Below are 25,531 nucleotides of genomic sequence, written 5' to 3'. Positions count from 1 at the left end.
TCAGCGGTTTGTGCTCACGCGCTGCGGCGTGTCCATAGTGGTCCGTTCATTGCTTTTTTGTGGGTTTTCCGAAATGATCGGACTGCGCAATCAGGAGATAGACTAAGATGGTTCAGGTCTTGGGAATTGGTGGCGTGTTCTTCCGCGCCAAGGATCCTGCCGCTTTGGCGCAGTGGTATCACACCCATCTGGGCATCAATCCGGTTCCAACCGGGCCGGACGACAGGCCTTGGATCACGCAGGAAGGTATAACCATCCTGTCGCCCTTCGATGCGGACACAGACTATTTTCCCAAAGACCGTGCCTTCATGCTGAACTTTCGCGTGGCTGATCTGGAGTCTGCGCTTGCCGAACTGGCAGGGGCAGGGATCACGGCGACTGATCGCATACAGATGGACGGTGTCGGGCAATTTGCACGCATCCACGACCCAGAAGGCAACCCGATCGAGCTTTGGCAACCTGCGGGACCCTGACTGTCACACACAGATTTCAGCAATCAGACGACCGTGTCCTGCCGCGCACCCTTGACCTTCGCTGTCCATGTGACATGTACGTTATATCCCTGTCCTTAACTCAGAAAGATATGAGAAATGGCTTTTTCCCTTCCCGACCTTCCTTATGCACATGATGCGCTGGCGTCCAAAGGCATGTCCGCCGAAACGCTCGAATTCCACCACGACCTGCACCACAACGCCTATGTCACCAACGGAAACAAGGCGATTGAAGGCACCGAGTGGGAGGGTAAATCCCTCGAAGAGATCATTGTCGGCACCTACGACAAATCTGCGGTTGCGCAGAACGGGATTTTCAACAACATCAGCCAGCTTTGGAACCACAACCAGTTCTGGGAAATGATGGGCCCGCATGCCAGCGCGATGCCGGGCGAGCTTGAAAAAGCACTGGTCGAGAGCTTTGGTTCGGTTGACGAATTCAAGTCGCAGTTCAGCGCGGCAGGTGCGGGCCAGTTCGGTTCGGGCTGGTGCTGGCTTGTCAAGAACGCGGACGGATCTTTGGCCGTGACCAAGACCGAGAACGGCGTGAACCCGCTGTGCTTTGGCCAGACCGCCCTGTTGGGTTGTGATGTATGGGAACACTCCTACTACATCGATTACCGCAACAAGCGTCCGGCCTATCTGACCAACTTCCTTGATAATCTAGTCAACTGGGAAAACGTCGCTTCGCGCATGTAATCCTGTCTGATCTGGACAATCTGGAAGGCCCGTGTGACATCGCTCATACGGGCCTTTTGCTTGGAGGAAGTGATGATCGGACCAAGGTTAAACGAAATCGTTGCCGCGAATGCCCAAGTGCAAGCAGACCTGATTGAAACACCGATCCTGCCGTTGAGCTCTGCCCGTTGGCACGGGCTGTTGCCAGAGGGCGCGGACGTTACGGTCAAGCTGGAACTGTTTCAACAAGCCGGATCATTCAAAGCGCGCGGTGCCTTGCTGGGGATGCGCAATCTGGACGCGGCGCAGCGTGCGGCAGGTGTCGTCGCTGCCAGCGGTGGCAATCACGCCTTGGCGGTGTCTTGGGCGGCCAAGGCCGCGGGCGTTGACGCCCTGATCGCGATGCCACAGGCCACTGATCCCGTCCGCATTGCAGGTTGTCAGGCGCTGGGTGCGACCGTCACTTTGCACGATGATATGGCTGCGGCTTTTGCCGCGATGAACGTGGCCGCCGGTGCGGGCCGCACGCTGATGCATCCGTTCGAGGGAGCGCACATGGTGCTGGGCGCGGCCACCTGTGGCTATGAATACGCCACTCAGGCACCGCAGATTGACACATACGTCATCCCTATCGGGGGCGGGGGCATGATCAGCGGCATGGCCTGTGCGATCAAACAAATGAACCCCGCTGCCACGGTGATCGGTGTTGAACCTTTCGGTGCGGATAGTATGTCGCAAAGCTTTGCAGCGGGTCAGCCGGTGCAACTCGATAGAGTTGCCACCATCGCAGACAGTCTTGGCGCACCGCTGGCGCTGCCGCTGACCTACGGCGTAAGCCGCGCCTATGTTGACCAGATCGTCAAGATTGAAGACCACGAGATGCTGGCGGCGATGGATATCTATCAAAACACACTGCGCATCACGGCAGAGCCGGCCTGTGCGGCGTCTCTTGCGGCCATCGTCGGGCCGCTCAAGGCAGAGCTCGCAGGGCGTCGGATCGGGATTATCGCCTGTGGGTCGAATATTTCGATGGAGCGATATGGCGCATTGATGCAGGCGCTATAGCAGCGCTTTCAGTTTTGCTTCCAGATCGGCAACATCCTCGGCGACGTGTACGAATGACAGGATGTCGTCACCCGCGAAACCTTCGTCGACGACATGCACCAGCAGATCGCGCAAGGGGTCCCAAAAGCCTTCGGTATTGAGCAATATCAGCGGTTTGATATGAAGTTTGAGCTGCCGCCAGGTGAGGGCCTCAAAGAATTCATCCAATGATCCCGCGCCGCCGGGAAGCACGACAATGGCGTCGGCGTTCATAAACATCACCTTCTTACGCTCGTGCATTGTTTCGGTCACCACAAACGTATCAAGGTCGCGCTTGCCGACTTCCCAATCCATCAAATGGGTGGGGATCACGCCAAAGGTCTTGCCATCGGCCGCTTGAACCGCATTGGCCACACGGCCCATCAGCCCCACATCACCGGCACCGTAGACCAGACGCCAGCCATTGGCGGCCAGCATCTCGCCTGTGGCTTGGGCGGCTTCGGCATAGGCCGGTGCGGCACCGTCCCGAGAGCCACAATAGACGCAAACTGATTTTGGATATGCAGACATTGTGGTTCCTTCGCGCTAGCTTCGCTTTGACCGGTCATAGCGGCGTTGTTAAGGTGTCTCAACCTTGACTTTGGGTTTGCCTACAGCGGGCAGTGTAAAAGGGGTGAAACGTGGAAGAAAACGTGAAATCAGGCGCAAAGCCTGTGGTGCTGGGCAGTCTTGCTGCTATGGCCATTGGTGTTTTGATTTTCCTGATGATGCCGCAGGCGGATGTAGGCGAACCGCCCGCTGATATCGTTGCCGAGACGCCTGTTGTGACGCCCGCAGCCGCTGCACCGGAACCTGCACCCGAGGTCGTGGCCGAAGCTCCCGAGCCAGAGCAAGCGCAGCAGGTGCCAGAATTCGATACGTTCCGCGTAGAGCATGACGGCAGCATGGTGATCGCGGGGCGCGCCCAGCCGGGGCAAACCGTTGATGTTATTCTGGCAGGTGAAGCGATTGACCGCGTCATTGCCGACTCAGTGGGTAATTTCGTTTCACTTCCCGTCGCAGGCCCTGCCGCACAACCACGCAGGTTGTCTTTGCTGGCAGATCCAGAGGGCGAAGCGGTCGCCTCGACCACAAGTTACATGGTGGCGCCCATTGCGGCCCCGGTCGTCATCGCCGCGGCTGAGGACCCCGCACCGGCTGTCACCGAGGCCGCACCACAAGCACCAGTCGATCCAGCACAGGTTGCCACGGTCGACACGCCATCTGTTGCCTCACCGCAAGCCCCGACGGTCCCGGATGCTGACCTTGCGCCTGCGGCACCCGTTGCGCCCACGGTGTTGCAAGCGGATGCGGATGGTGTGCGTGTCGTGCAGGCGAGCCCCACCCTCGCAACACCCGAGGCCCGGCCAAACGTGGCGCTGGATGCGATTACTTATGACCCAGAGGGTGAAGTGCAGCTTTCCGGCCGGGCCACAGGCGACGGGGCTGTGCAGGTCTATATCGACAACGAACCGGTGACAGCCTCGCCCGTGACCGAAGGCGGCGACTGGCGGATTGATCTGCCCGATATCGCAACAGGTGTGTACACGCTGCGCATTGACGAGGTCGATACAGAGGGTGGTGTGGTTTCACGCCTTGAAACGCCGTTCCGACGCGAGGAGGCCGCTGACGTGGCAGCAGTGCTGGCCGAGGAAACAGCCGTCGAGGGCTTTGAAGTGGCGGTGCGTACCGTGCAACCCGGTGCGACGCTCTGGGCCATTGCCGAAGAGAACCTTGGTGCGGGTATTTTCTATGTCGAGGTCTTTGAAGCAAACCGCGATCTGATCCGCGACCCTGACCTGATCTACCCTGGTCAAATCTTTCGTATCCCCGAGATCACGCAATAGCGCGCAGGCCTCTGGTCATCTTTGGATCACAGGCTTAGGAATGACGCCTCAAGTCGTGGAGTTTCTATGCGTGGTCTAGCGAAAACCGATGCCAACCTGAGCGATGCCCAAATCCAGGGGTGGAACGTCATCCGGCGCGTCGTGCCCTATCTGTGGCCAGAGGGGCAGACATGGGTCAAGCGCCGTGTCGTGATTGCGCTGGCCGTGCTCTTGCTTTCCAAGGTGATCGCGGTCGGCACACCTGTTCTTTATAAACAGGCTGTTGATGCATTGGCGCCCGAGGAGGCGACGGCGGCGACTGTCTTGGGGTTGGGGGCCGTTGGGCTGACGCTGGCTTATGGTTTGGCGCGGCTGATGTCGGTGGGCTTTCAGCAATTGCGCGATGTGGTCTTTACGCGCGTCGGGCAACGGGCTTTGCGGCAGCTGGCGCTTGAAACCTTTACCCATATCCACCGCCTGTCGATGCGCTATCACATCACCCGCAAGACAGGTGGTTTGTCGCGGATCATCGAACGCGGTGTAAAGGGTGTCGATTTCCTGCTGCGCTTCTTGCTGTTCTCAATGGGGCCGCTGATTCTTGAGCTGCTGATGATCTCGGTCATTTTGTTTTTCCTGTTTGATGTCTGGTACTTGGCGGTCGTTGTGCTGACGATCGCGCTTTATGTCTGGTTCACGTTCAAGGTGACGGAATGGCGGGTCAAAATCCGCAAGGAAATGAACGATCAGGACACCGATGCGAACCAGAAGGCGGTCGATAGCCTGCTGAATTTCGAAACGGTCAAGTATTTCGGTGCAGAACGCTGGGAGGCTGACCGCTACGACGTGGCGATGGCGAATTATGAGAACGCCGCCATTCGCACCAATTACTCGCTCGCCTTTCTGAATTTCGGCCAGTCGGTATTGATTACCGGTGGTCTGGTCGCCGTGATGGTCATGGCTGCCTTGGGTGTGCAACGGGGCGATTTGACCGTGGGCGATTTCGTCATGGTCAATGCCTATATGATCCAGATCACGATGCCGCTGAACTTTCTTGGTACCGTTTACCGCGAAATCCGGCAGGCCCTGATTGATATGGGCGATATGTTTGACCTGCTCGAACAGCCCGCCGAGGTGACAGATAAACCGGACGCGAAACCGCTTGAGGTGAAAGGCGGGCGTGTTGTCTTGCAGGACGTCAGTTTTGGCTATGATGCCGCGCGGCCAATCCTGAAAGGCGTCAGCCTTGAGGTGGCACCGGGTCAGACCGTGGCGATTGTGGGCTCTTCTGGGTCCGGCAAATCGACGATTGGGCGGTTGCTGTTCCGGTTTTATGACGTCAGCGGCGGCGCGCTTTTGATTGACGGGCAGGATGTGCGGGATGTGACGCAGGAGAGCCTTCACGCACAGATCGGTGTTGTTCCGCAGGATACCGTGCTGTTCAACGACACGGTGCATTACAACATTGCCTACGGGCGGCCCACCGCCACTGAAGACGAGATTATCGCCGCGGCCAAAGCCGCCAAAATCCACGATTTTATCATCAGCCTGCCAGACGGCTATCAAACGACTGTGGGTGAACGTGGGTTGAAGCTTTCGGGTGGTGAAAAGCAGCGGGTGGGGATCGCGCGCACCTTGCTGAAGAACCCGCCGATCCTGTTGTTGGATGAGGCGACAAGCGCGCTTGATACCGAAACCGAGCGGGAAATTCAGGCCGAGTTGAAGGCGATGGGCGAGGGGCGTTCTGTCATCACGATCGCGCACCGCCTGTCGACGATCGCCGATGCCGACCTGATTGTGGTGTTGGAAAACGGCGTCATTGTCGAAGAAGGCCGCCACGACGACCTGCTGGCCGCCGAAGGGCGCTATGCGCATTTGTGGAACAGGCAGTCCGAGGAAGAAGAGGCGACGGTCTAGTTCGCGTCGACCGGATCAAAAGGCCCGCCGTTCGCGCGGGCCTTGTCTTTATTCTGCCGCTTGTACTGGTTGTTTGGGCGCGATGGGTGCCAAGATCGCCGCACTTGGATCATCCCAGATAATCTCCGGCGCTTTCATCCGGCGGGCCTGTCGCGACAGGGCCCAGTCGCGGGCGGCGCGGCTGCTGCGACCCATTGAAAGTTTCGCCAAGAGTTGTGCGAACCATTGCACATAGGTCACAAACCAGACCCGCAGGGCCAGCATGGAGGGGGTGAAAACCAGCGTCAGCATTGTTGCGATACCAAGGCCAAAGACCACTGCTGTGGCCAATTGTTTCCACCAAAGCGCTGTCGGGCTGTCGATGGAATAGCCGCCGTTCATGAAATCAAGGCTGAGGCCAAACATCATCGGCGCAAGCCCCGCCATTGTGGTGATCGTCGTCAAAAGCACAGGGCGGATGCGGTCTTCGGCGGTGCGCGTGATCGCCTCGGTCTTGGGCATATAGCGGCTGTATTCCTGATAGGTGTCGATCAGAATGATGTTGTTGTTCACCACGATCCCCGCCAGTGCGACAATGCCTGTGCCTGTCATGATGATCGAGAACGGTTGATCCATCACCAGCATCCCGACCAGAGACCCCGCAGTGGACATCACCACCGCCATCAGTACGAGAACAGAGTTATAAATGCTGTTGAACTGCGCCAGCAGGATGATGAACATCAGACCCAGCGCACCCGCAAAGGCGGTTTGCAGGAACGCGCCGGATTCGGCCTGTTCTTCCTGATCGCCGGTCCATTCCCATTCAATGAATGCGGGCAGGGGGTTGGTGTCGAGCCAGTCCGTCAACGCGGCAATCCGTTCATTGGCATTCAGCGGCACCTCTGAGATGTCGCCCGCGTCCACAAGGGCCGTCAGACGCGCAGACGTCATATCACCCAGCAGCGTCTGCACCGCATAGCGGTCCATGCCGGATGCCTCCTCGCTCACGATCCGCACAACGGCGACATTTTCACCGTCGACGACAAGGTTGGTCAGCCCGGCGGTGACACCCGCCTTCACATCGAAATAGCGCTTCTGGTCAATGCGGTCGATCTGCGCGAGGCTCGCGACAGGGGTGCGGGTGATGAAGTTTGACAGCGGGATCAGGCCCTGATTGGTCCGGACTTTCAGACTATCAAGGGTTGAGAGAACGCGGTCATGCTCGGGCAGGCGGACACGGATTTCGATTTCCTCGTCCGAGCTGTCAACGCGCATCGTATCAAGCAGAATACCCCGCGTGACCATCTGCACCATCGCACCTACGGTCGCGACATCGGCACCAAAGCGGCCCGCTTTTTCGACATCCACGTCGATCTGCCAGTCGATACCGGGCAGGGGCAGGGAATCCTCGATCGTGATCAAACCCGGTGTTTGTTCGAACTGCGCGCGCGCTGTGTTGGTGGCGGCAATCAGGTCGTCCCAGTTGTCGCTTTTCAGGCGCAGATGCACCGGCTTGCCCGAGGCAGGACCACGGGATTGGGCCAGGATCTCGGTTTCGATCCCGGGTATTGTATTGAGCTGCTCCTGCAATTCGGCAAGCACCACATCACCGTCCAGTTCGGCGATACCGGCGCGGTCTTCCCATGGAATGGTTTCAAGCTGCACCTGCCCGATGGTGTCGCTGGGGGTGCTGGCCCCACTCGCATCCGTGTTCAACCCGCCGTCACCGGCAAAGGCAAAGGCGGTAATCACGCCCGGATGGGCCAGCACGATATCTTCGGCCTGCCGCACCAGCGCGTCTTTTTCCTCAAGCGACAGGTTTCCACGGGCGCGGACATAGACGATGGCCTGTTCCGGCTCGGATTCGACGAAGAATTCGACCCCGTTGTTGTTTGAGCCGTAGTAGCCAAAGATGGAAATGACGGTGAAAACGACAGCCGCCACGGTGACAAGCGGCATGATGGGGTTGCCTGCGACGAAGTGCATGAAGTGGCCAAAGGGCGAGCGGCGGTAGCCCGCTTTGATTGTTTTGGCTTCGCGTTCGATCTTGGCGGCCCCGATGGTGATCGACAATGCGAAGGCCCCGAGGAGGAACACGAGCATACCGGGAAGGGAATCGCCCAGACCACGCGTTTGCACGGCCTCACCGGTCAGATAGCCGGGGTTCAGTGTGAGCATGGCACCCGTAAAAACGATCATAATAGACGGAACGACGAGGGCCGCACGCACCACCCACGGCAAACGGGCGCGCAGCGTGTCAGATGCATTGCCGAACATCCGGCTCATCCGGCCTGTCACGCCACCCATGACGGGCAGATAGATGAGCGCGACAACCAGCGATGCCGAGAGTACGAAGATCAGGGTGACAGGCAGCATCCCCATGAATTGCCCCGGCACACCGGGCCAGAACAGCATCGGCAGAAAGGCGCAGAGTGTGGTGGCAGTGGAAGAAATAATCGGCCAGAACATGCGCTTGGCGGCCTCGACATAGGCGTGCATGGGGCCTGTGCCCTCTTTAATGCGCTTGTCGGCGTATTCGACCACGACAATGGCGCCATCCACCAGCATACCGACGGCAAGGATCAGGCCGAACATGACGATGTTGGAAATCGTGATGCCCATCACGGCAAGCAGGGCGAAACACAACAGGAATGATGTCGGAATTGCAAAGCCCACCAGTAGCGCAGGACGCGTTCCCAAGGCCGCGAGAACCACGATCATCACCAGCGCGATTGCGGTCAGAACCGAACCTTCCAGCTGGCTGACCATTGAGGCCACATTGCGGGACTGGTCGTTCGAGGTACCGACCTGGATCGCCTCCTGAAGCTCGGGCGACCAGCTTGCGCGTTCGGCTTCGACCGCCTCTTCGACCAATGCGGCGGTATCGATCAGGTTGAAACCTTTGCGTTTGACCACCTGCAAGGCCACTGTGTTCACGCCGTTAAAGCGCGCGGTACCAAGCCGATCTTCGAATGTCAGCCGGATCGTGGCCAGATCACCCAGCGTGATCACGCGGTCACCGTTGGTTTTGACGGGCAGGTTATAGACGTCCTGCGGTTCATCGAACGATGAGGGGATCTTGACCGAGAACGTCCCTTGCGCGGTGTCCACCTCGCCTGCGGCGATCAGCAGGTTGTTGTTGGTTACAACGCCGATCAATTCGCCTGCGGTGACGTTGTAGGCCTCAAGACGGAGCGGGTCGATCACGACCTCCAGCATTTCATCGCGCTGACCGGCAAGCCCTGCCTCCAAGACCGCATCAATCCCTTCAATGCGGTCCTGCAGGTTCTTGGCCACCCGCAACAAAGTGCGCTCGGGCACTTGGCCGGTGAGGTTCACGATCACAATCGGGAATTCTGAAAAGTTGATTTCATTGATCGAGTATTGATCCGCGCCGGCAGGGAACTGCGCCTCGGCGTTGTTCATGGCCGAACGGATGTCGGCAAGGATCTCGGTTTTGTCCCAGCCGAATTCGAACTCAAGCGCCATGCCCGCATAGCCTTCGGCGGCAGTGGCGCTCATGGATTTCAGCCCGTCAAGATCGGACAGTTCGGTCTCCATCGGTTTGACCAACAGGGTTTCGCTGTCTTGGGCGGATATGCCGGGGAAGGGGACCGACACAAAGATCGCGGGGATTTCGATGTCCGGCTCGCCCTCTTTGGGCAGTCCGACATAGGCCATGCCCCCCGCCAGCAGCGAGAGCGCAATAAAGGCCAGCACCATCCGCGCGCGGGCTGCGGCCCAATCAACGAGACCGGTCATCCTTTGGCATCCGTGTACGTGGGTGCCACGCGCACCCCGTCGACAACAAATTCCTGACCCAGCGTGATGATATCAACTGTTTCGGGCAGGTCGGTGACCCAGACCCCTTCGGCAGTGTCGCGTAACAGGGTAACAGGCATGAATTTCGCGATGTCATCCTCGGCCACTGTGCGCACGCCCAGAACACCGTCATCATCCAGCGTCAGCGAGGACTGCGCGATCAGATGCGCCGTGCGCCCGTCAGAGGCGACAAGGATTTCCGCCGTCTGTCCGTCGCTGATCGCCAGATCGCTGTTCTCGACCGTGACTTCCACGCGGAATGTGCGCGTCAACTCATCAGCACTGCGCGACAGGAATGTCACGCGGCCTTGAACCTGTGCGCCGCTGGTCAGCCGTGCACCAGCCATGGCCCCGACGGTGATCTTGGAAACATCGGTTTCGGGTACAAAACCCACCAGTTTCACCTGATCAAGCTGGATGATCGCGGCACAGGGTGCGCCTGGTTGCAAGAGCGCGCCCAACTCGGCGGTGTCCGTTTCAAGCAAGCCAGAGAAGGGGGCGGTGATCGTCAATTTGTCAATTTCGCGTAAAGCGGAGGCAACGGCAGCCTGCGCCGACTGGATACCGGCCTGCGCTGACGCCACACCGGAATTGGCGCGTTGCACGCCGGCTGCTGCGGCTTCCATCGCGGCCTGCGCGCTGACAAGGCGGGTTTCAGAGGCAAAACCGCCTTCGGATAACTGGCTTGCCGCGTTGAGGTTGATTTCCGCCTCGCGCACCCGCGCATTCGCTTCCAGCACACCGGCCTGTGCTTCGGGGACGCGGCCTTCGGCCTCGGCCAGTCGCGCGCGCGCCTCGGCCAATGACGCTTCTCGTGTGCCCGGGTCCAGCCGGCACAAAACGTCGCCCGCATTCACCGATGCGCCGGCGCGCAACGGCTCCGAGATCACAAGGCCCGAAGTTTCAGCAGCGACCGTGACTTTGCGTGCGGCCTCGGTGCGGCCGCGCAAGATCACTGCGCTGTCAATGGTTTGCGCTACGGAATGCATCGCGACAACACTGACCGCGGCAGTATCTGTAACCACGCTTTCCGGAGCCGTGGCATCAGCAGCGTCCATGACGGTTTCGTCCTGCGTGGTGGTCTGGGCGACGCCGAGAAGCACATCCCGTTCAAAGACGACCATATAAAGGCCAGCAAGCACCAAGAGTGCTGTAATGATCGGTATGAGTTTCATGTTTTTAGCTCTCTTGCGATCAATACGCGCTGCGGTGCAACGATCAATCAGTTATGTTTACGTCAGGTTGCAGTCATAGGATCACTGCACAATGTAAACTCTTTGTTATATTTTTATGCGGCCAACACGGTTCCGGCAAGTAGAGTTTTGCGCCCCAATAGCGGCTTTCATTCGCGCAAATCACGCTGCCCTCTTGTTCATCGCGCAGGCTTCACGATATGTACCCGCAAAGACGTTACAAAATTATACAACATTGGGGTCCAGGGTGAGCGACACTGACAGTTTTATCAATGAAGTCACCGAAGAAGTCCGCCGCGAAAAGCTGTTTGGCTATTTGCGCCGCTATGGCTGGATCGGTGTCGCAGCTGTGCTGTTGCTCGTGGGTGGTGCGGCATGGAACGAGTATCGCAATGCCCAAGAGCGTGCGACCGCACAGGCGACCGGTGATGCAATCATGGCAGCGCTGGATGAGGCCGACCCTGCGGCACGCGCAGCGGCAATGGCTCAGATCGAGGCCGATGGTGCGGCCGTTGCCGTCACTTTGCTTTTGCAGGCCTCCACACAGGAAGAAGCAGGCGACAATGCGGGCGCATTGGCGACATTGAACCGTGTCGCCGTCAATCCCGATGTGCCTGAAATGTACCGTGAACTGGCGGCTTTGAAGATGGCAATGCTGCCGGTTGATGACATCAACACCCGCCGTATCCAACTTGATGCATTGGCCCAGCCGGGTGAGCCCTTCCGCCTGTTGGCGCTTGAACAGCTGGCATATCTGTCGCTGACAGAAGGTGACATTGACGCAGGTCTTGGGTTTTTGCGCCAGATTGAAGAAGACGCCGGTGTCACACGTGGCTTGCGCGAGCGTGTTCAGAGCCTCATGGTGGCACTGGGCGAACCCATGCCCGACCCTGTGAGCCAGTAAAGCGCAGATTGGATCTGACCCGTGACTTTAAGAGTAACCATCACTGCAGCGATCAGCCTCGTTCTTTTGGCGGCATGTGGTGACGATGATGTCATCCTGCCCGGCGACCGTTTTGATATTCGGGGGCAGGCCGTTCTGGCCAATGAAAGCCGCCCTGTGGCACTGCCGGCAGCACAGATGAATGCAGACTGGACGCACCGCAACGGTAGCCCCGGCCATACGATCACGCATCCGGCACTCGGCGCGGACCTCAGCCCGCTGTTTTCGGTGGATATCGGAGAAGGCGATAGCCGGCGTGCGCGGATAACATCGCACCCCGTCGTGGCAAACGGGATCATCTATACGATTGATTCACGTGCCCTCGTGACGGCCACAAACGTTGATGGCCGCAATGTCTGGACCCGTGATCTCACCCCCACGCGCGATAATGCGACGGATGCCTCTGGCGGGGGCATTTCTGTCGGCGGCGGGCGTGTTTTTGTCACAACCGGATTTGGTGAAATCACGGCCCTTGATGCGGCCACCGGCGCTGAAATCTGGGTGCAGGACCTTGATGCACCCGCACATGCCGCACCGACATTGCAGGGCGATCTGGTTTATGTCGTCGCCCGTGACAGTACCGCCTGGGCGCTTGATGTGACCAATGGCCGGATCCGCTGGCAGCGCTCGGGTGCGCCGTCCACCGCGAATTTTGCGGGCGGTGCATCGCCTGCGGTGAGTGGTGAATATGTTGTATTTCCGTTTCCATCGGGTGAGGTGCTTGCCACCTATCCCCGTGGCGGGCTGACACGCTGGTCTTCGGTGGTTACCGGTGACCGGTTGGGCAACGCCTCGGGCGTCATCAATGATATCTCGGGCGATCCGGTGATCGTGGGCAATCGTGTCTATATCGGCAACTTTGGTGGCCGGACCGCCGCATTTGATTTGCGCGGTGGCGCGCGCCTGTGGACCGCAACCGAAGGATCGCTTAGCCCGGTTTGGGTTGTCGGTGACGCGGTGTTCCTGATCAGTGATAACAACGCTCTGGTGCGTCTTGACGCAAATACCGGCGCACCTGTCTGGCGGGTTGCGCTGCCGGTGCTTGAGGAAGGTGCCAACCCACGCAGCGAACGACGTTTCTTTACGCATTATGGTCCTGTTATTGCAGGCGGGCGTCTTATCGTTACGTCTTCGGATGGCCAGATCCGGCAGTTCGATCCCGCGTCTGGTGCGTCCTTGGGACAGCTTGCCCTGCCGGGCGGTGCGGCCTCTGGGCCTGTTGTGGCAGGCCAGACGCTCTATGTGCTAAGCAAAGACGGCCAATTGCACGCTTTCCGTTAGGCGCGCGTTGGTGTAAGCGCGCAAGCGTAGACCGTCAGGAGCTGACAAAATGACCTTTACCCTCGCAATTGTGGGCCGTCCGAATGTGGGCAAATCCACCTTGTTCAACCGTCTGGTGGGCAAGAAACTGGCCTTGGTCGATGACCAGCCGGGGGTCACGCGTGATTTGCGTGAAGGCGAGGGGCGGATTGCCGATTTGCGTTTTACCGTGATTGACAGCGCAGGTCTGGAAGAGGCGACAGACGATAGCCTGCAAGGCCGGATGCGCCGGCTGACTGAACGTGCCGTGGAAATGGCCGATGTCTGCCTTTTCATGATCGACGCCCGCGCTGGTGTGCTGCCTGCGGATGAGGTCTTTGCCGATATCCTGCGCAAGAAAAACGCCAATGTGATTCTCGCCGCCAACAAAGGCGAAGGCAAAGCCGCCGATGCGACCATCCTTGAGGCCTATGCGCTGGGTCTGGGCGAACCGATCCGCATGTCCGCCGAACACGGCGAGGGCATGGGTGAATTGATGGACGTTCTGCGCCCGATTGCCGAAGCACATGAGGAAAAAGCCGCCGCTGACGCGCCCGAAGTCGATGTTGATGTGGGCGAGGATGATGAAGATGCGCCGCGTGTTCCGACCCGCGCCAAGCCTTTGCAGATTGCTGTGGTGGGCCGCCCGAATGCGGGTAAATCCACGCTGATCAACAAGATTATCGGTGAAGAACGCCTTTTGACAGGTCCCGAAGCAGGGATCACGCGCGATGCGATCTCTGTCCAGCAGGACTGGGGCGGGGTGCCGATGCGGATCTTTGACACCGCAGGGATGCGCAAAAAGGCCAAGGTGCAGGAAAAGCTGGAAAAGCTGTCGGTCTCTGATGGTTTGCGCGCGGTGAAATTTGCCGAAGTCGTTGTGGTTTTGCTGGATGTCGAAATCCCCTTCGAGCAGCAGGATTTGCGCATCGCCGATCTGGCCGAACGTGAAGGCCGGGCCGTTGTTGTGGCCATCAACAAGTGGGACGTCGAGGACGAAAAGCAGACCAAGCTGAAAGAGTTGCGCGAAAGCTTTGAACGTCTTTTGCCGCAATTGCGCGGTGCGCCCTTGGTCACGGTTTCCGCTAAGACCGGCAAAGGGCTTGACCGTTTGCAACAGGCGATCATGCGCGCCCATGAGGTCTGGAACCGGCGCATTTCAACCGCACAACTGAACCGTTGGCTGACGGGGATGCTGGAACAGCACCCGCCACCCGCACCCGGCGGTAAGCGGATCAAGATGCGTTATATGACCCAAGTGAAAACGCGTCCGCCTGCGTTTGTTGTGATGACATCACATCCTGATCTGATGCCGGAAAGCTATAAGCGCTATCTTGTCAATGGCTTACGCGTTGACTTTGATATGCCGGGCACGCCGATCCGCCTCTATTTGCGCGATCAGGGCGACAAGAACCCGTATAAGGACAAGAAGTCCTCGCAGCCGTCGCGCCTGTCAAAGCACCTCAAGAAGGGGCCAAGCTGACCCGCATTCTGGCGACCAGCCCCAGCAGGATGACCACGCCGATGGCCGCCAGCGCCGATACGGTCCAGTTCGCTGCGCCATTGGCCACTATGATCCCAGCCAACGCCCAGATCACGGTCAGCGCGTAAGCGGGTGATTTGACGCGGGTTAGGACGGCGACTGTAACGATCAAGGCACCGACGATGCCGATATAGGCCCAGCCTTGCGCTGTGGGGCCGATGCCATACCCTGCGGCGGTGCTGCCCAGTGACACGAAAGACGCCGCTGTCAGCCAGCCCGCATAGATCCCAACTGGTATCCGAAAGAACCAGCGGTGCTTGCGCGGTGCGCGCAAGAGCGCCGCAATCGCGGCGGCGGCCATGACGTAGATCAGGACTGTCGCCCAGATTGCACTGACGTTGGCCACAGCAAGCCACGGCGTGCCAGCGGCCAGGCTGATGATCAGCGGCGGGCGGGCGTAATTCCACTCAGCACTGTCGGCCCGTTTGATGATGCCGTAGACGGCTGACACCACGAGCCAGCCATAGATCAGCCCCCAGATCGCAAAGGCATAGCCTTCGGGCTGCACAGGCGGGTCAATCTGCGGAAAGGGCAGTTGGTCTTCGCGAAACCCGCTGAACGGGCTGGTCAGCGCAGGGGACACCACGAAAGTGACCGTAAAGAGTAGGGTGAGGATCGCATATATGTTTTTCATGTCTCTGTTATCCTCTGTCTGCCTATCGAGTGCTACCAAAAAAAGCGGCTACATCTCGGACTTGCCTACAACCGTTCCTTGCGCCAGCATTCACTTATTCAATTCAGGAGATTGCCATGAAACGCATTGCGATTTTTTGTGACGGAACGTGGAACCGCCACGACGCTGTGAACCCGACGAATGTTGTGCGCATGGCGCAAGCGGTCAAAAATACGGCGGATGACGGGCGCAAACAGCAGGTGTTTTATGTGCTGGGCGTCGGGGCCGGACGTGGATCGAACGCTGTCGCGCGGACATTGGACAGGTTTGCGGGTGGCGCATTGGGCTGGGGTCTGATCGAGAATATCGAGGATGCCTATCGCGCTTTGGTCTTTTGCTATGAGCCGGGGGACGAGATTTTCATCTTCGGGTTTTCGCGCGGGGCCTATACGGCGCGGTCACTGGCCGGTTTGTTGCGTTCTTGCGGGATCCCGCCGCGCGAAAATGTGGGCCGTATCGGAGAGGCGATCCGGCGCTATCGGTCGCGCTCCAAGGACACCAAACCGGATGATCCGGCAAGCTTTGCCTGGCGCCGCGATTTTGCGCCCTATACGGCAACAAGCCAGTTGGAATGGAACTGGCGGCAAAAGACAAACCCGGGCCTTTGTGTGAACCTGACGATCAAATATCTTGGCGTCTGGGATACAGTCGGCGCGCTGGGGGTGCCGGGGTATTGGGCGGCGGCACCGCTGTTTAACAAAAAGCATCAGTTCCACGATGCGGATCTGTCGCGCACGGTGCTATCGGCCCGCCACGCCGTCGCGATTGACGAGCAGCGCAGGACCTTTCTTCCGGCATTATGGTCGGACAAGCTGGACCTCATGAACCGCACAGCACTGGGGCTGGATGAGGAGACAAGTCTCGATCCAGCCACCCGCGCGGACTGGCCCTACCGACAGGAATGGTTTCCGGGCGATCATGGATCAGTCGGGGGCGGGGGCGACCGGTTGGGGCTTTCGGCCTTCGCGTTTGATTGGGTCGCAGAAGGGGCACAAAAGGCGGAACTGTGCATGGACAGCGCGAAACTGGCGCAGGTCCGTGAGGGGCGCAACATCCGCGAGGCATTGGTCAATAAGTCCCGTTTGGGAGTGTTGGCCCGCGTGATGCGGTTGCGCCCTTTTGATCGCGACGGGCCGACGCGTGTGGTGGATGTCAGCCAGACGGCAATTGACCGGATCGCCTGTGATCCGGCCTATCAGCCCAAGACGCTCGCAAAAGTTCTGCCAAAACTGCAAGAGACCATCACAAAGGACGATCTCTTGCCGCCGCGCTAGACCATCTGGCCGTCTGCGTTGATCCGCGTTTTGCCACGCAGATAGGGGTGCAATACGGCGGGAAGATCGACCGATCCATCAGCCTGCTGGCCATTTTCGACCACGGCAATCAGCGTGCGCCCGACGGCAAGGCCCGATCCGTTCAGCGTATGGACGAACTGCGGCTTGCCGCCGCCTTCGGGCTTGTACCGCGCGTTCATGCGGCGGGCCTGATAATCACCTGCAACAGAGACCGAGCTGATTTCGCGGTATGTGTTTTGACCGGGCAACCAGACCTCGATGTCATGTGTCTTGCGCATGCCTGCACCCAGATCGCCGGTGCATAGCACTACGGTGCGGTAGGGCAGGTCCAGCTTTTCAAGAATGGCCTGCGCCTGTTTGGTCATGCGGTCGTGCTCGGCGGCGCTGTCCTCTGGCTTGGTGACGCTGACCATCTCGACCTTTTCGAACTGGTGCTGGCGGAGCATGCCCGAGGTGTCGCGGCCCGCGCTGCCTGCCTCCGAGCGGAAACACTGGGTGTGCGCCACATAGCGGCGGGGCAGGTAGCTTTCATCGACTGTCAGGCCGTTGACGATGTTGGTCAGGGTCACTTCAGCGGTGGGGATCAACCACCAGCCATTGGTGGTTTGATAGCTGTCGTCACCGAATTTCGGCAATTGGCCTGTGCCATACATCATGTCCTCGCGCACCAGCACAGGGGTGATGGTTTCGGTCAGACCGTGTTCTTCCACATGCACGTCCAGCATGAATTGCGCCAGCGCACGGTGCAGACGTGCCACAGCACCCGACAGCAGGACAAAACGGCTACCTGACAATTTGGCGGCGGTTTCAAAATCCATGCCCGGACGGATGGCGGGGATGTCGAAGTGTTCAAGCGGCGTGAAATCGAGGGCGCGGGGGGTGCCGTGCCGATGGATTTCGACGTTGTCGTTTTCGTCCGCACCATCGGGGATGCTTTCGTCAGGCAGGTTCGGGATGCCCATCAAAAGATCGGTGAGGGCAGCATCCTCGGCCTTGGCCTCATCGTTCAACGCGGCGATCTGAGCTTTCTTTTCACCCACAAGCGCGCGCAGGCGTTCGAATTCGGCCTCGTCACCGCGGGCCTTGGCGGCGCCGACGTCTTTGGCAGCTTTATTGGCCTCGGCCTGGGCGGTTTCAGCCGCCAGAATTTTGGCGCGCCGCGCCTCATCCATTGCAAGGATCCGGGACGATACAGGTGCAAGCCCACGACGAGACAGAGCCGCATCAAAAGCAGCGGGGTTGTCACGGATGGTGCGGATATCATGCATAGCATCGGTCCTTCTCGGGTGTTTGCGTGACGGTCATATGCCTGATTGCACGAAGCAAGTGAAGCATAGAAAGCAGAGTATCTGCACCGTTCGGACGCGCCGTGGCTGGCCACGGGGCCTGAAGCGCATGATAGAATTCATCGAGGCTGACAGGTGGTCGGGTCTGCCTCAAAAATTCCCTAAAATGGTTGCTAAAAAGCACCGCTTCCTCGCTTGCGCTTTGCTTTTCCCGCTTGCATATGTCCGCGCGCAATATTCCGATTGGTACAAGGAAAACAAATGATTAAGACAAGCATGACTGCGGCCGCGCTGAGTGTGCTGGCCATTCCCGCATTTGCGCAGGAACTGACCTATGGTTCGTTCGACCTCGACTATACAACATTCTCTTCGGACGACGGCGGCGGCGACGTGACACGTTTTGACCTGCAAGGTGAGGGTGAGTTCACTCTTGACCAGTTCGTTTTCGGCGCAGGCATTTCTAACGATAAGGTCGACTATGACGATGGCGATGAATTCACCGTGCGCAGTCTTGACGTTTATGCCGGATACGAAATTACACCCGAAGTTCTGGTAGGTGCCGGTTTCGCAAATACGAATATCGACTTCTTCTTCGGCGAAGATGATTTCAGCGGATATGACCTTTTTGGTCAGTATCAAACAGGCGCATTTGGTGTCGCTATCAACTACAGCCGTCCCGACGACGAGTTTGACGAGCTTGATATCACCACTCTCTATGCGGAAGGTGAAGTTGCACCCGGCGTGACCGTCGGCGGTATTTTTGAAAGCTTCTCCGAAATCGACGAAACCACTTATTTCCTGTCCGCAGAATATGATGCGGGTCAGATTTTTGGCCGTGCTTACTACGCAAGCCTGACTGACGTGGATTTTGCGGTTTACGGTGTGCGCGGTGCCTACCGCTTTGATGATGCAATCAGCATCAACGGTGGTGTCGAAGCCCTTTCCGGCGACGACTTTATAAGCGAATACACAGCGCTTTCGATTGGCGGTGAATATGCCTTCGCTCCGGGTATCGCAGCAACAGCCCGTTACACCAGCATTGACGCCGAGTTCGGCGGCGAAACGGATGCATTTGCGATTGGTCTGAGCTACGAAATGGGCGCAAGCAAGCGTCTTGACCGTAATATGATGGATGATGCGAAGACGGATCTGGAAACAGGCATCTTTGGTGCGCAGCCAAGCCTCGGTTTTGGTTTGCTCACAAGCAGCTTCTTCTTCGGCCCATTGTAAACTGCTGCGGCAAGTACGACAAAGGCTCGCAGATTTCTGCGGGCCTTTTTGTTTGCAAAAGAGCCCTGGCAACTGCGCAGGCAACGCAATTCCCACGGAAAGCGCACCATTGTGATTGCTTTCCGCAGACAGCCAACCCATATGCCACGCAAGCCGGTTCTAATCGGGCCAATCGCGGTTGCCAATCACAGGTGGCGGACATAATGTGCCGCGAGTTTCCAAGGCGCTAAAGCCGCACGACCAAAAGGGATGGATATATGAGACCTGCCGACCTGATTATGCTCTTGTTGATCTTCGCGATCATGTATTTCCTGCTGATCCGTCCGCAGCAAAAGAAGCTGAAAGAGCATGCTGCCATGATTGAGGGCCTGCGCCGGGGTGACCAGATCATCACCCAAGGCGGTCTGGTCGGTAAGATCGTGAAAGTCAAAGAAGACGGCACCAATGAAGTCGAAGTCGAGATTGCCAAGGGCGTGAACGTCCGCGTGGTCAAATCGACGATTGCGACCGTCATGAATAAAACAGAACCGGCAAAAACCTAAAATTGGCCGGCGAGGCACGCTTTTATGATCAATATTTCGTTTCCCAAGCAGCTGATGATCTGGATCACAGTTGTCGTTGGTCTGATGTTTGCCTTGCCCAACGGCTTTTATGGTCGGGTCGAGACGCATAATGATGCGATGGCGATCATCGACACGGGCGTCACCAATGACGCGCTTGCCGCTGATGCCGCGCAATGGCCCAGTTTTCTGCCCTCGGGCCTCGTTAACCTCGGGCTTGATCTGCGCGGTGGTGCGCACCTGTTGGTCGAAGTGCAGGTCGAGGACGTGCATGCCTCGTTTCTGGAAGGGTTTTGGCCATCCGTGCGCGATGCCTTGGCCGCAGAGCGTGACACAGTCGGGTTCGTCACCCGCGAGGATAGCCCGCCCACCGAATTGCGCGTGCGTATTTCCGAGGCGGCAGGTGCGACCCGCGCTTTCGAGATTGCGCGGAGTTTGGCCACACCGGTAGCATCCTTTACCGGTGCTGCGGCTACCAATATTGATGTTCGTCTGAATGGTACATTGCTGACCATCACGCTGAGCGATGCAGAAATGTCCGCGATGAACGAGCGGACAATCCTGCAAACGCTTGAGATCATTCGCCGCCGGATTGATGAGGTCGGCACCCGTGAGCCAACGATCCAGCGGCAAGGGGCAGAGCGTATTCTGGTACAGGTGCCCGGTGTCGGCTCGGCCAACGAAATCATCGAACTGCTGGGCACCACCGCTCAGCTGACATTCAACCCCGTTGAAGGCACGACGGGTGATCCCGATGCGTCGGCGGGTACAGGCAATATGATTGTGCCTGCGCAAGAGACCGCGGGCCTATACTATATTCTGGAACGTCGCCCTGTGGTGACGGGCGAAGACCTGCAAAACGCGCAGCTGGATTTTGATCAGAACGGCCGCCCTGCGGTGGCATTCCGGTTCAACACATCCGCGGCGCGTGAATTTGGCGATTACACCCTGGAAAACATCGGCAGCCCCTTTGCGATTGTCCTCGACAACGAGGTGATCTCGGCCCCCACGATCCAAAGCCATATTCCGGGCGGGTCAGGCATCATCACCGGTAATTTCACGATTGAGGAAGCCACAAATCTGGCTGTTTTGCTGCGTGCCGGTGCGCTGCCAGCGGAACTGACGTTCCTGGAAGAGCGGACCATCGGCCCGGAACTGGGTGCCGATAGTATTGCAGCGGGGCAGGTCGCCTGTATCGTCGCGGGGATCGGCATTTTGCTTTATATGGTGCTCAGCTACGGTTTGTTTGGCGTCTTTGCCAATATTGCACTGGTCATCAACGTCGGTCTGATTTTTGGCTTGCTGAGCATTGTTGGTGCGACACTCACCTTGCCGGGGATCGCGGGTATCGTCCTGACCATCGGCATGGCGGTGGACGCGAACGTGATTATCTTTGAACGTATCCGCGAAGAGTTGAAGACGGCCAAAGGCCCTGCGCGCGCGATCGAGCTGGGCTATGAAAAGGCGCTGTCGTCGATCATCGACGCCAATATCACCACCTTTATGACGGCTGTGATCCTGTTCACCATGGGTTCCGGCCCGGTCAGCGGCTTTGCCGTGACTTTGGGCTTCGGGATCATGACATCCGTCTTTACCGCGATTTTTGTGACCCGATCCCTGATTGTGATCTGGTTCTCGCGCACCCGCCCCAAAACAATCGAGGTTTGATATGCGCCTGAGACTGGTTCGCGAAAATACAACGATCGATTTCTTCAGCCGCGCCCGCATCTGGCTGGGCTTTTCCATGATCGCCATGGTCATCGCCTTTGCGTCGTTTCTGATCCAGGGCTTGAACTACGGCATTGATTTTCAGGGTGGTACAAGCATCCGGACCCAATCCGAAGCGCCCGTCGATGTGGCCCAGTACCGTGCCGCACTTGAGGTGCTGGACCTGGGCGACGTGTCGATTGCCGAGGTGTTTGATCCGTCATTTGGCGAAAACCAGCACGTCGCAATGGTGCGTATTCAGGCGCAGGAAGGCGATGAGCGGATCGCAACAGAAACCATTGATCAAGTGCAGGCTGCGTTGCGGACGCTTGACCCCAACATGACGTTCCCGTCGGTGGAATCCGTGGGGCCAAAGGTGTCGGGTGAGTTGATCCAGACCGCAATTCTGGCGGTCAGTTTGGCGGTGATCGCGATCCTTCTCTATATCTGGCTGCGCTTTGAATGGCAGTTCGCGGTCGGCGCTGTGCTTGCGCTTTGTCACGATGTGATCCTGACGATCGGGATATTCTCGGAGCTTCAGATCAAGTTCGATCTGGCGATTATCGCGGCTTTGCTGACGATTGTGGGCTATTCGATCAATGACACCGTGATCGTGTTCGACCGCGTGCGGGAAAACCTGCGCAAGTATAAGAAAAAGGACCTCAAAGAGGTGCTGAACCTGTCAATCAACGAAACCCTCAGCCGGACATTGATGACCTCGATGACCACCATGCTTGCGCTTTTGGCGTTGTTTATTCTGGGTGGCGACGTGATCCGCGGGTTTGTCTTTGCAATGATGTGGGGCGTGTTGATCGGGACATATTCGTCGATCTTTGTGGCCTCGGCGATCCTGCTGGTACTGGGCGTCAAGCGCGACTGGTCGAAGAAAGACCCAAGCGCGGGCACGAAATACGGCCACATCGACACCTGAACGGAGGTGAGAAATGCGTCTGAACGAGATCAGCTATAATGATGCCGTGCCGATAGATGGCTATGGCACGGGTTTTTTCCGCATTGGCGGCAAGCGCTATGACGGGCCTGTGTTGGTCATGCCGACGGGGGTCAGTGGCTGGGGCGGCTTTGAAGATACAGCCGCTGTGCTGGATCACGTGGGCGATATCGACGTGCTGTTCGTTGGGACCGGCGCCGAGATCGCGCACCCGCCGGCGGCCTTCCGCACCGTGCTGGAAGACGCCGGGATCGGCGTGGAAACCATGGCATCGCCCGCCGCCTGTCGCACCTACAATGTCCTTTTGTCCGAGGGCCGGCGCGTTGCTGTGGCCCTCTTGCCTGTCTGAATGCTGCGGGTTCGCAATCTAAGTTGCGCGCGCGGTGGTGTGCCGGTCCTGACGGACGTCAGTTTCGAGGTGGCAGCGGGACAAGCGATTATTCTGCGCGGTCCCAATGGCGTCGGAAAAACCACGCTGCTGCGCACGTTGGCAGGGTTGCAGCCGCCCATCGCTGGTGAAGTGGATTTCCCTGAAGAGGAAGGGGCCTATGCAAGTCACGCGGACGGCATCAAGACCGCGCTGACAGTCACGGAGAACCTGAAATTCTGGGGGGATGTGCATGGTGCAGCGCTGCCGGATACGATTTTGGAGACCTTTGATCTGGCCGATCTGCGTGACCGTTTGGGCGGTACGCTGTCTGCGGGGCAAAAGCGCCGTCTTGGGTTGGCGCGTTTGGGTGTGATCGGCCGGAAAGTGCTCTTTCTGGATGAACCGACGGTCTCACTTGACCGGTTTTCCGTAAAGCTCTTTGCCGATTGGCTGCAAAGCACGCATCTTGCCGCGGGGGGAGTGGCAGTGATTGCTACGCATATTGATCTGGGGCTGGCGGCTCCGGAACTGGATCTGACCCCGTTCAAAGCCGCAGCGGACGCAGATGGCGGATCAGACGAGGCGTTCTTGTGATTGCGCTGCTGTTGCGTGATCTGCGGCTGGCGTTCCGCGCAGGCGGCGGTTTTGGCCTTGGCCTTGCGTTTTTCCTGATCGTTGTGGTTTTGGTGCCCTTCGGTGTGGGACCAGAGACGGAGCTTTTGTCGCGTATCGCACCGGGCATCTTATGGGTTGCCTCGCTTTTGGCGGCGCTCTTGTCGCTCGACCGTATTTTCGCGCTGGATTACGAGGATGGCTCGTTAGCCTTATTGGCAACCTCGCCCTTGCCGATGGAGGGTGCCGCGATGATGAAGGCGCTGGCACATTGGATCACCACAGGGCTGCCGCTCACACTGGCGGCACCGGCTTTGGGGTTCCTGCTCAGCCTTGCGCCCGAGGCCTACGCCTATCTGCTGATCTCGCTCCTGCTGGGTACGCCCGCGTTGTCGATGATCGGGACATTCGGGGCGGCACTAACCGTGGGCATCCGGCGTGGCGGACTGCTTTTGTCGCTTCTTGTACTGCCGCTCTACGTGCCCACCCTGATTTTCGGGGCCGAGGCGGTGCGCCGCGGGGCGGATGGCCTTGATCCGACGGGGGCCTTGATGCTGATGGCGGGGATCACGGCGGGCTGTTTCGCGCTTTTGCCATTTGCCACTGCGGCTGTCTTACGCATCAATCTGCGGTGATCGGGGATTGTTGCGCAGGACCATGAAGGATAAATAAACGCCATGTCGATGTGGGAATATGCAAATCCGAGACGCTTTATGGGCTGGACCCGTCCGGTCCTGCCGTGGAGCTTTGCTTTGGCAGGGCTGTGCCTGACGGTGGGCTTGATTTGGGGGTTCTTCTTTACCCCCGATGATTTCCGCCAGGGATCGACCGTCAAGATCATCTACCTGCATGTGCCTGCGGCACTGATGGCGATTAACGCGTGGATCATGATGCTGGTGGCCTCGCTGATCTGGGTGATCCGCCGCCACCATGTCTCGGCGCTTGCCGCGCGTGCTGCGGCCCCTGTGGGCGTTGTTTTCACGCTGATCGCGCTGTTTACCGGTGGCATCTGGGGGCAACCGATGTGGGGGACCTACTGGGCATGGGATCCGCGTTTGACGTCATTCCTGATCTTGTTCCTGTTTTATCTGGGTTACATCGCCCTTTGGGAAGCGATCGAAGACCCTGATACTGCCGCCGATCTGACATCGGTCCTATGCATGGTAGGGTCGGTCTTTGCGATCCTGTCGCGCTATGCGGTGCTGTTCTGGAACCAAGGGCTGCACCAAGGGGCGACGCTGTCGCTGGATAAAGAGGAAAATATCTCCGATGTGTTCTGGTTTCCGCTTCTTGTCTGCATCGCGGGATTTGTCCTTTTGTTCATTGCGCTCGTTCTGATGCGCACCCGCACCGAAATTCGCGCACGCCGGATCCGCGCCCTAGAAGCGAGGGCGCGCCGTGCCTGATCTTGGAGACTATGCAATTGAGGTACTGTCGGCCTATGGGGTGAGCATCCTGTTGTTGCTGGCCCTCGTGTGGCTGAGCTGGCGGCGCTACGCCAAGGTGCGCGCGGCCTTGGAGGAGGTCGAGAAGAATGGCTAAGATCAAACCGCTGATCATGCTGCCACCCGTGATTTTCGCAGCCTTTGCCGGGCTGGCTATCGCGGGGATGATGCGGGACAACCCTGATGAGCTGCCGTCGACTTTCGTGGGCAATCAGGCCCCGCCCATGCCGGTTGAGGCGGTGCAGGGAACAACGCAGCTGACCGATGCTGATTTGCGCACGGGTGAGATCACGATTGTGAATTTCTGGGCAAGCTGGTGCCCGCCGTGCCGTGCCGAACACCCGAATTTGCTTGATCTGGAGGCCGAAGGCTATCGCATCGCCGGCGTGAATTTCCGCGATCAACAGCCGCAGGCCTCGGAGTATCTGACAAATTACGACGACCCGTTTTTTGCCACAGGGTTTGATCTGCGGGGGCGTTCCGCGATTGACTGGGGTGTGACAGCGCCGCCAGAGACATTCATCGTGGATGGGGACGGGACGGTGCTTTATCGGTTCGTGGGGCCGCTGGTGGGGTCGGATTACGAGCAACGGTTTTTGCCGGAGCTGGCGAAAGCGGTTGAGTAGGGCGGTT

At 58.7% G+C, this 25,531-nt stretch carries 24 protein-coding genes; 19 read left to right on the top strand and 5 right to left on the bottom strand.

The window, feature by feature from the left end; all coding sequences use genetic code 11:
* The first annotated feature begins 107 nt into the window (after positions 1-107).
* From B0B09_RS05470 to B0B09_RS05460, 3 genes are all read left to right on the top strand, one after another.
* Positions 108-473: a VOC family protein gene (locus B0B09_RS05470; RefSeq protein ID WP_076658676.1), complete on the top strand. Its 366-nt coding sequence runs from the start codon at positions 108-110 to the stop codon at positions 471-473.
* A 117-nt stretch (positions 474-590) separates the two neighbouring features.
* The gene (locus B0B09_RS05465) at positions 591-1,190 is read left to right on the top strand and encodes a superoxide dismutase (RefSeq protein ID WP_076658675.1); all 600 of its coding nucleotides are present in this window, start codon (positions 591-593) and stop codon (positions 1,188-1,190) included.
* A 33-nt stretch (positions 1,191-1,223) separates the two neighbouring features.
* Complete coding sequence (locus tag B0B09_RS05460) at positions 1,224-2,234, top strand: pyridoxal-phosphate dependent enzyme (protein ID WP_242654345.1); 1,011 nt, start codon at positions 1,224-1,226, stop codon at positions 2,232-2,234.
* Here B0B09_RS05460 and B0B09_RS05455 read toward each other — a convergent pair.
* Entirely contained in the window at positions 2,229-2,783 is a 555-nt protein-coding gene (locus B0B09_RS05455) for an LOG family protein (RefSeq protein ID WP_076658673.1), read from the bottom strand. The genes B0B09_RS05460 and B0B09_RS05455 overlap by 6 nt on opposite strands.
* Before the next feature lie 110 nt (positions 2,784-2,893).
* On the opposite strand from B0B09_RS05455, the gene B0B09_RS05450 reads away from it, so the two are divergent.
* Both B0B09_RS05450 and B0B09_RS05445 read left to right on the top strand, forming a co-directional pair.
* Positions 2,894-4,099, top strand: coding sequence for a LysM peptidoglycan-binding domain-containing protein (locus B0B09_RS05450; RefSeq protein WP_084190730.1), 1,206 nt, complete (start codon positions 2,894-2,896; stop codon positions 4,097-4,099).
* A 66-nt stretch (positions 4,100-4,165) separates the two neighbouring features.
* A complete protein-coding gene (locus B0B09_RS05445) occupies positions 4,166-5,992 on the top strand; it encodes an ABCB family ABC transporter ATP-binding protein/permease (protein WP_076658672.1) in 1,827 nt (608 codons plus the stop codon).
* Between the two features lie 48 nt (positions 5,993-6,040).
* On the opposite strand, the gene B0B09_RS05440 is transcribed toward B0B09_RS05445, so the two are convergent.
* Together B0B09_RS05440 and B0B09_RS05435 are read right to left on the bottom strand one after the other, a co-directional pair.
* Complete coding sequence (locus B0B09_RS05440; RefSeq protein ID WP_076658671.1) at positions 6,041-9,733, bottom strand: efflux RND transporter permease subunit; 3,693 nt, start codon at positions 9,731-9,733, stop codon at positions 6,041-6,043.
* Positions 9,730-10,968: an efflux RND transporter periplasmic adaptor subunit gene (locus B0B09_RS05435; RefSeq protein ID WP_076658670.1), complete on the bottom strand. Its 1,239-nt coding sequence runs from the start codon at positions 10,966-10,968 to the stop codon at positions 9,730-9,732. Before B0B09_RS05435 ends, B0B09_RS05440 begins: the two co-directional genes overlap by 4 nt.
* A gap of 265 nt (positions 10,969-11,233) precedes the next feature.
* On the opposite strand from B0B09_RS05435, the gene B0B09_RS05430 reads away from it, so the two are divergent.
* Genes B0B09_RS05430 through der form a run of 3 tightly spaced genes read left to right on the top strand, consistent with a single transcriptional unit; the run spans position 11,234 to position 14,711 of the window.
* Complete coding sequence (locus B0B09_RS05430) at positions 11,234-11,890, top strand: tetratricopeptide repeat protein (protein WP_055293440.1); 657 nt, start codon at positions 11,234-11,236, stop codon at positions 11,888-11,890.
* A gap of 21 nt (positions 11,891-11,911) precedes the next feature.
* On the top strand, positions 11,912-13,210 hold the full coding sequence (locus B0B09_RS05425; RefSeq protein ID WP_076658669.1) for a PQQ-like beta-propeller repeat protein: 1,299 nt from the start codon (positions 11,912-11,914) through the stop codon (positions 13,208-13,210).
* A 49-nt stretch (positions 13,211-13,259) separates the two neighbouring features.
* On the top strand, positions 13,260-14,711 hold the full coding sequence (der, locus tag B0B09_RS05420; RefSeq protein ID WP_076658668.1) for a ribosome biogenesis GTPase Der: 1,452 nt from the start codon (positions 13,260-13,262) through the stop codon (positions 14,709-14,711).
* Here the strand turns inward: der and B0B09_RS05415 are convergent.
* Positions 14,692-15,405: a TspO-related membrane protein gene (locus tag B0B09_RS05415; RefSeq protein WP_076658667.1), complete on the bottom strand. Its 714-nt coding sequence runs from the start codon at positions 15,403-15,405 to the stop codon at positions 14,692-14,694. The two genes, der and B0B09_RS05415, sit on opposite strands and share 20 nt — an antisense overlap.
* Positions 15,406-15,521: 116 nt before the next feature.
* Between B0B09_RS05415 and B0B09_RS05410 the strand changes: the two genes are divergently transcribed.
* Complete coding sequence (locus B0B09_RS05410) at positions 15,522-16,718, top strand: T6SS phospholipase effector Tle1-like catalytic domain-containing protein (RefSeq protein ID WP_076658666.1); 1,197 nt, start codon at positions 15,522-15,524, stop codon at positions 16,716-16,718.
* Here the strand turns inward: B0B09_RS05410 and serS are convergent.
* Positions 16,715-18,007, bottom strand: coding sequence for a serine--tRNA ligase (gene serS, locus B0B09_RS05405; RefSeq protein WP_076658665.1), 1,293 nt, complete (start codon positions 18,005-18,007; stop codon positions 16,715-16,717). The genes B0B09_RS05410 and serS overlap by 4 nt on opposite strands.
* A 279-nt stretch (positions 18,008-18,286) precedes the next feature.
* Here serS and B0B09_RS05400 point away from each other — a divergent pair, with 279 nt between their 5' ends.
* The 10 genes from B0B09_RS05400 to B0B09_RS05355 all read left to right on the top strand — a co-directional run bounded on the left by B0B09_RS05400 (position 18,287) and on the right by B0B09_RS05355 (position 25,524).
* Positions 18,287-19,255, top strand: coding sequence for a hypothetical protein (locus tag B0B09_RS05400; protein WP_076658664.1), 969 nt, complete (start codon positions 18,287-18,289; stop codon positions 19,253-19,255).
* Between the two features lie 257 nt (positions 19,256-19,512).
* Complete coding sequence (gene yajC / locus B0B09_RS05395) at positions 19,513-19,797, top strand: preprotein translocase subunit YajC (RefSeq protein WP_055293082.1); 285 nt, start codon at positions 19,513-19,515, stop codon at positions 19,795-19,797.
* A gap of 24 nt (positions 19,798-19,821) precedes the next feature.
* Complete coding sequence (secD, locus tag B0B09_RS05390) at positions 19,822-21,483, top strand: protein translocase subunit SecD (RefSeq protein ID WP_055293081.1); 1,662 nt, start codon at positions 19,822-19,824, stop codon at positions 21,481-21,483.
* Position 21,484: 1 nt separating this feature from the next.
* A complete protein-coding gene (gene secF, locus B0B09_RS05385) occupies positions 21,485-22,453 on the top strand; it encodes a protein translocase subunit SecF (protein WP_076658663.1) in 969 nt (322 codons plus the stop codon).
* Positions 22,454-22,466: 13 nt separating this feature from the next.
* On the top strand, positions 22,467-22,820 hold the full coding sequence (locus B0B09_RS05380; RefSeq protein WP_076658662.1) for an Mth938-like domain-containing protein: 354 nt from the start codon (positions 22,467-22,469) through the stop codon (positions 22,818-22,820).
* Positions 22,821-23,435: a heme ABC exporter ATP-binding protein CcmA gene (gene ccmA, locus B0B09_RS05375; RefSeq protein ID WP_076658661.1), complete on the top strand. Its 615-nt coding sequence runs from the start codon at positions 22,821-22,823 to the stop codon at positions 23,433-23,435. It abuts the gene before it with no gap.
* A complete protein-coding gene (ccmB, locus tag B0B09_RS05370) occupies positions 23,432-24,088 on the top strand; it encodes a heme exporter protein CcmB (protein WP_076658660.1) in 657 nt (218 codons plus the stop codon). Before ccmA ends, ccmB begins: the two co-directional genes overlap by 4 nt.
* Before the next feature lie 42 nt (positions 24,089-24,130).
* Positions 24,131-24,859 (top strand): heme ABC transporter permease, encoded by a 729-nt coding sequence (locus tag B0B09_RS05365; protein WP_076658659.1) that lies wholly within the window; start codon positions 24,131-24,133, stop codon positions 24,857-24,859.
* A complete protein-coding gene (gene ccmD / locus B0B09_RS05360; RefSeq protein ID WP_076658658.1) occupies positions 24,852-24,995 on the top strand; it encodes a heme exporter protein CcmD in 144 nt (47 codons plus the stop codon). Before B0B09_RS05365 ends, ccmD begins: the two co-directional genes overlap by 8 nt.
* Positions 24,988-25,524: a DsbE family thiol:disulfide interchange protein gene (locus B0B09_RS05355; protein ID WP_076658657.1), complete on the top strand. Its 537-nt coding sequence runs from the start codon at positions 24,988-24,990 to the stop codon at positions 25,522-25,524. Before ccmD ends, B0B09_RS05355 begins: the two co-directional genes overlap by 8 nt.
* The last annotated feature ends 7 nt before the right edge of the window (positions 25,525-25,531 follow it).

This window comes from Yoonia rosea, from assembly GCF_900156505.1.
In the GTDB taxonomy this organism is placed as follows: Bacteria; Pseudomonadota; Alphaproteobacteria; order Rhodobacterales; family Rhodobacteraceae; genus Yoonia; species Yoonia rosea.
The sequence above is the reverse complement of the archived record's forward strand: the minus strand, read 5'-3'. Positions and strand labels throughout refer to the sequence as shown.

Coding starts and splice junctions, on each gene's coding strand:
- B0B09_RS05445 (WP_076658672.1), top strand. CDS start 4,166: ATGCGTGGTCTAGCGAAAACCGATGCCAACCTGAGCGATGCCCAAATC.
- B0B09_RS05415 (WP_076658667.1), bottom strand. CDS start 15,405: ATGAAAAACATATATGCGATCCTCACCCTACTCTTTACGGTCACTTTC.
- ccmA (WP_076658661.1), top strand. CDS start 22,821: ATGCTGCGGGTTCGCAATCTAAGTTGCGCGCGCGGTGGTGTGCCGGTC.
- B0B09_RS05435 (WP_076658670.1), bottom strand. CDS start 10,968: ATGAAACTCATACCGATCATTACAGCACTCTTGGTGCTTGCTGGCCTT.
- der (WP_076658668.1), top strand. CDS start 13,260: ATGACCTTTACCCTCGCAATTGTGGGCCGTCCGAATGTGGGCAAATCC.
- B0B09_RS05440 (WP_076658671.1), bottom strand. CDS start 9,733: ATGACCGGTCTCGTTGATTGGGCCGCAGCCCGCGCGCGGATGGTGCTG.
- B0B09_RS05365 (WP_076658659.1), top strand. CDS start 24,131: ATGTCGATGTGGGAATATGCAAATCCGAGACGCTTTATGGGCTGGACC.
- yajC (WP_055293082.1), top strand. CDS start 19,513: ATGAGACCTGCCGACCTGATTATGCTCTTGTTGATCTTCGCGATCATG.
- B0B09_RS05400 (WP_076658664.1), top strand. CDS start 18,287: ATGATTAAGACAAGCATGACTGCGGCCGCGCTGAGTGTGCTGGCCATT.
- B0B09_RS05355 (WP_076658657.1), top strand. CDS start 24,988: ATGGCTAAGATCAAACCGCTGATCATGCTGCCACCCGTGATTTTCGCA.
- secD (WP_055293081.1), top strand. CDS start 19,822: ATGATCAATATTTCGTTTCCCAAGCAGCTGATGATCTGGATCACAGTT.
- B0B09_RS05455 (WP_076658673.1), bottom strand. CDS start 2,783: ATGTCTGCATATCCAAAATCAGTTTGCGTCTATTGTGGCTCTCGGGAC.
- B0B09_RS05470 (WP_076658676.1), top strand. CDS start 108: ATGGTTCAGGTCTTGGGAATTGGTGGCGTGTTCTTCCGCGCCAAGGAT.
- secF (WP_076658663.1), top strand. CDS start 21,485: ATGCGCCTGAGACTGGTTCGCGAAAATACAACGATCGATTTCTTCAGC.
- B0B09_RS05380 (WP_076658662.1), top strand. CDS start 22,467: ATGCGTCTGAACGAGATCAGCTATAATGATGCCGTGCCGATAGATGGC.
- B0B09_RS05410 (WP_076658666.1), top strand. CDS start 15,522: ATGAAACGCATTGCGATTTTTTGTGACGGAACGTGGAACCGCCACGAC.
- B0B09_RS05465 (WP_076658675.1), top strand. CDS start 591: ATGGCTTTTTCCCTTCCCGACCTTCCTTATGCACATGATGCGCTGGCG.
- serS (WP_076658665.1), bottom strand. CDS start 18,007: ATGCATGATATCCGCACCATCCGTGACAACCCCGCTGCTTTTGATGCG.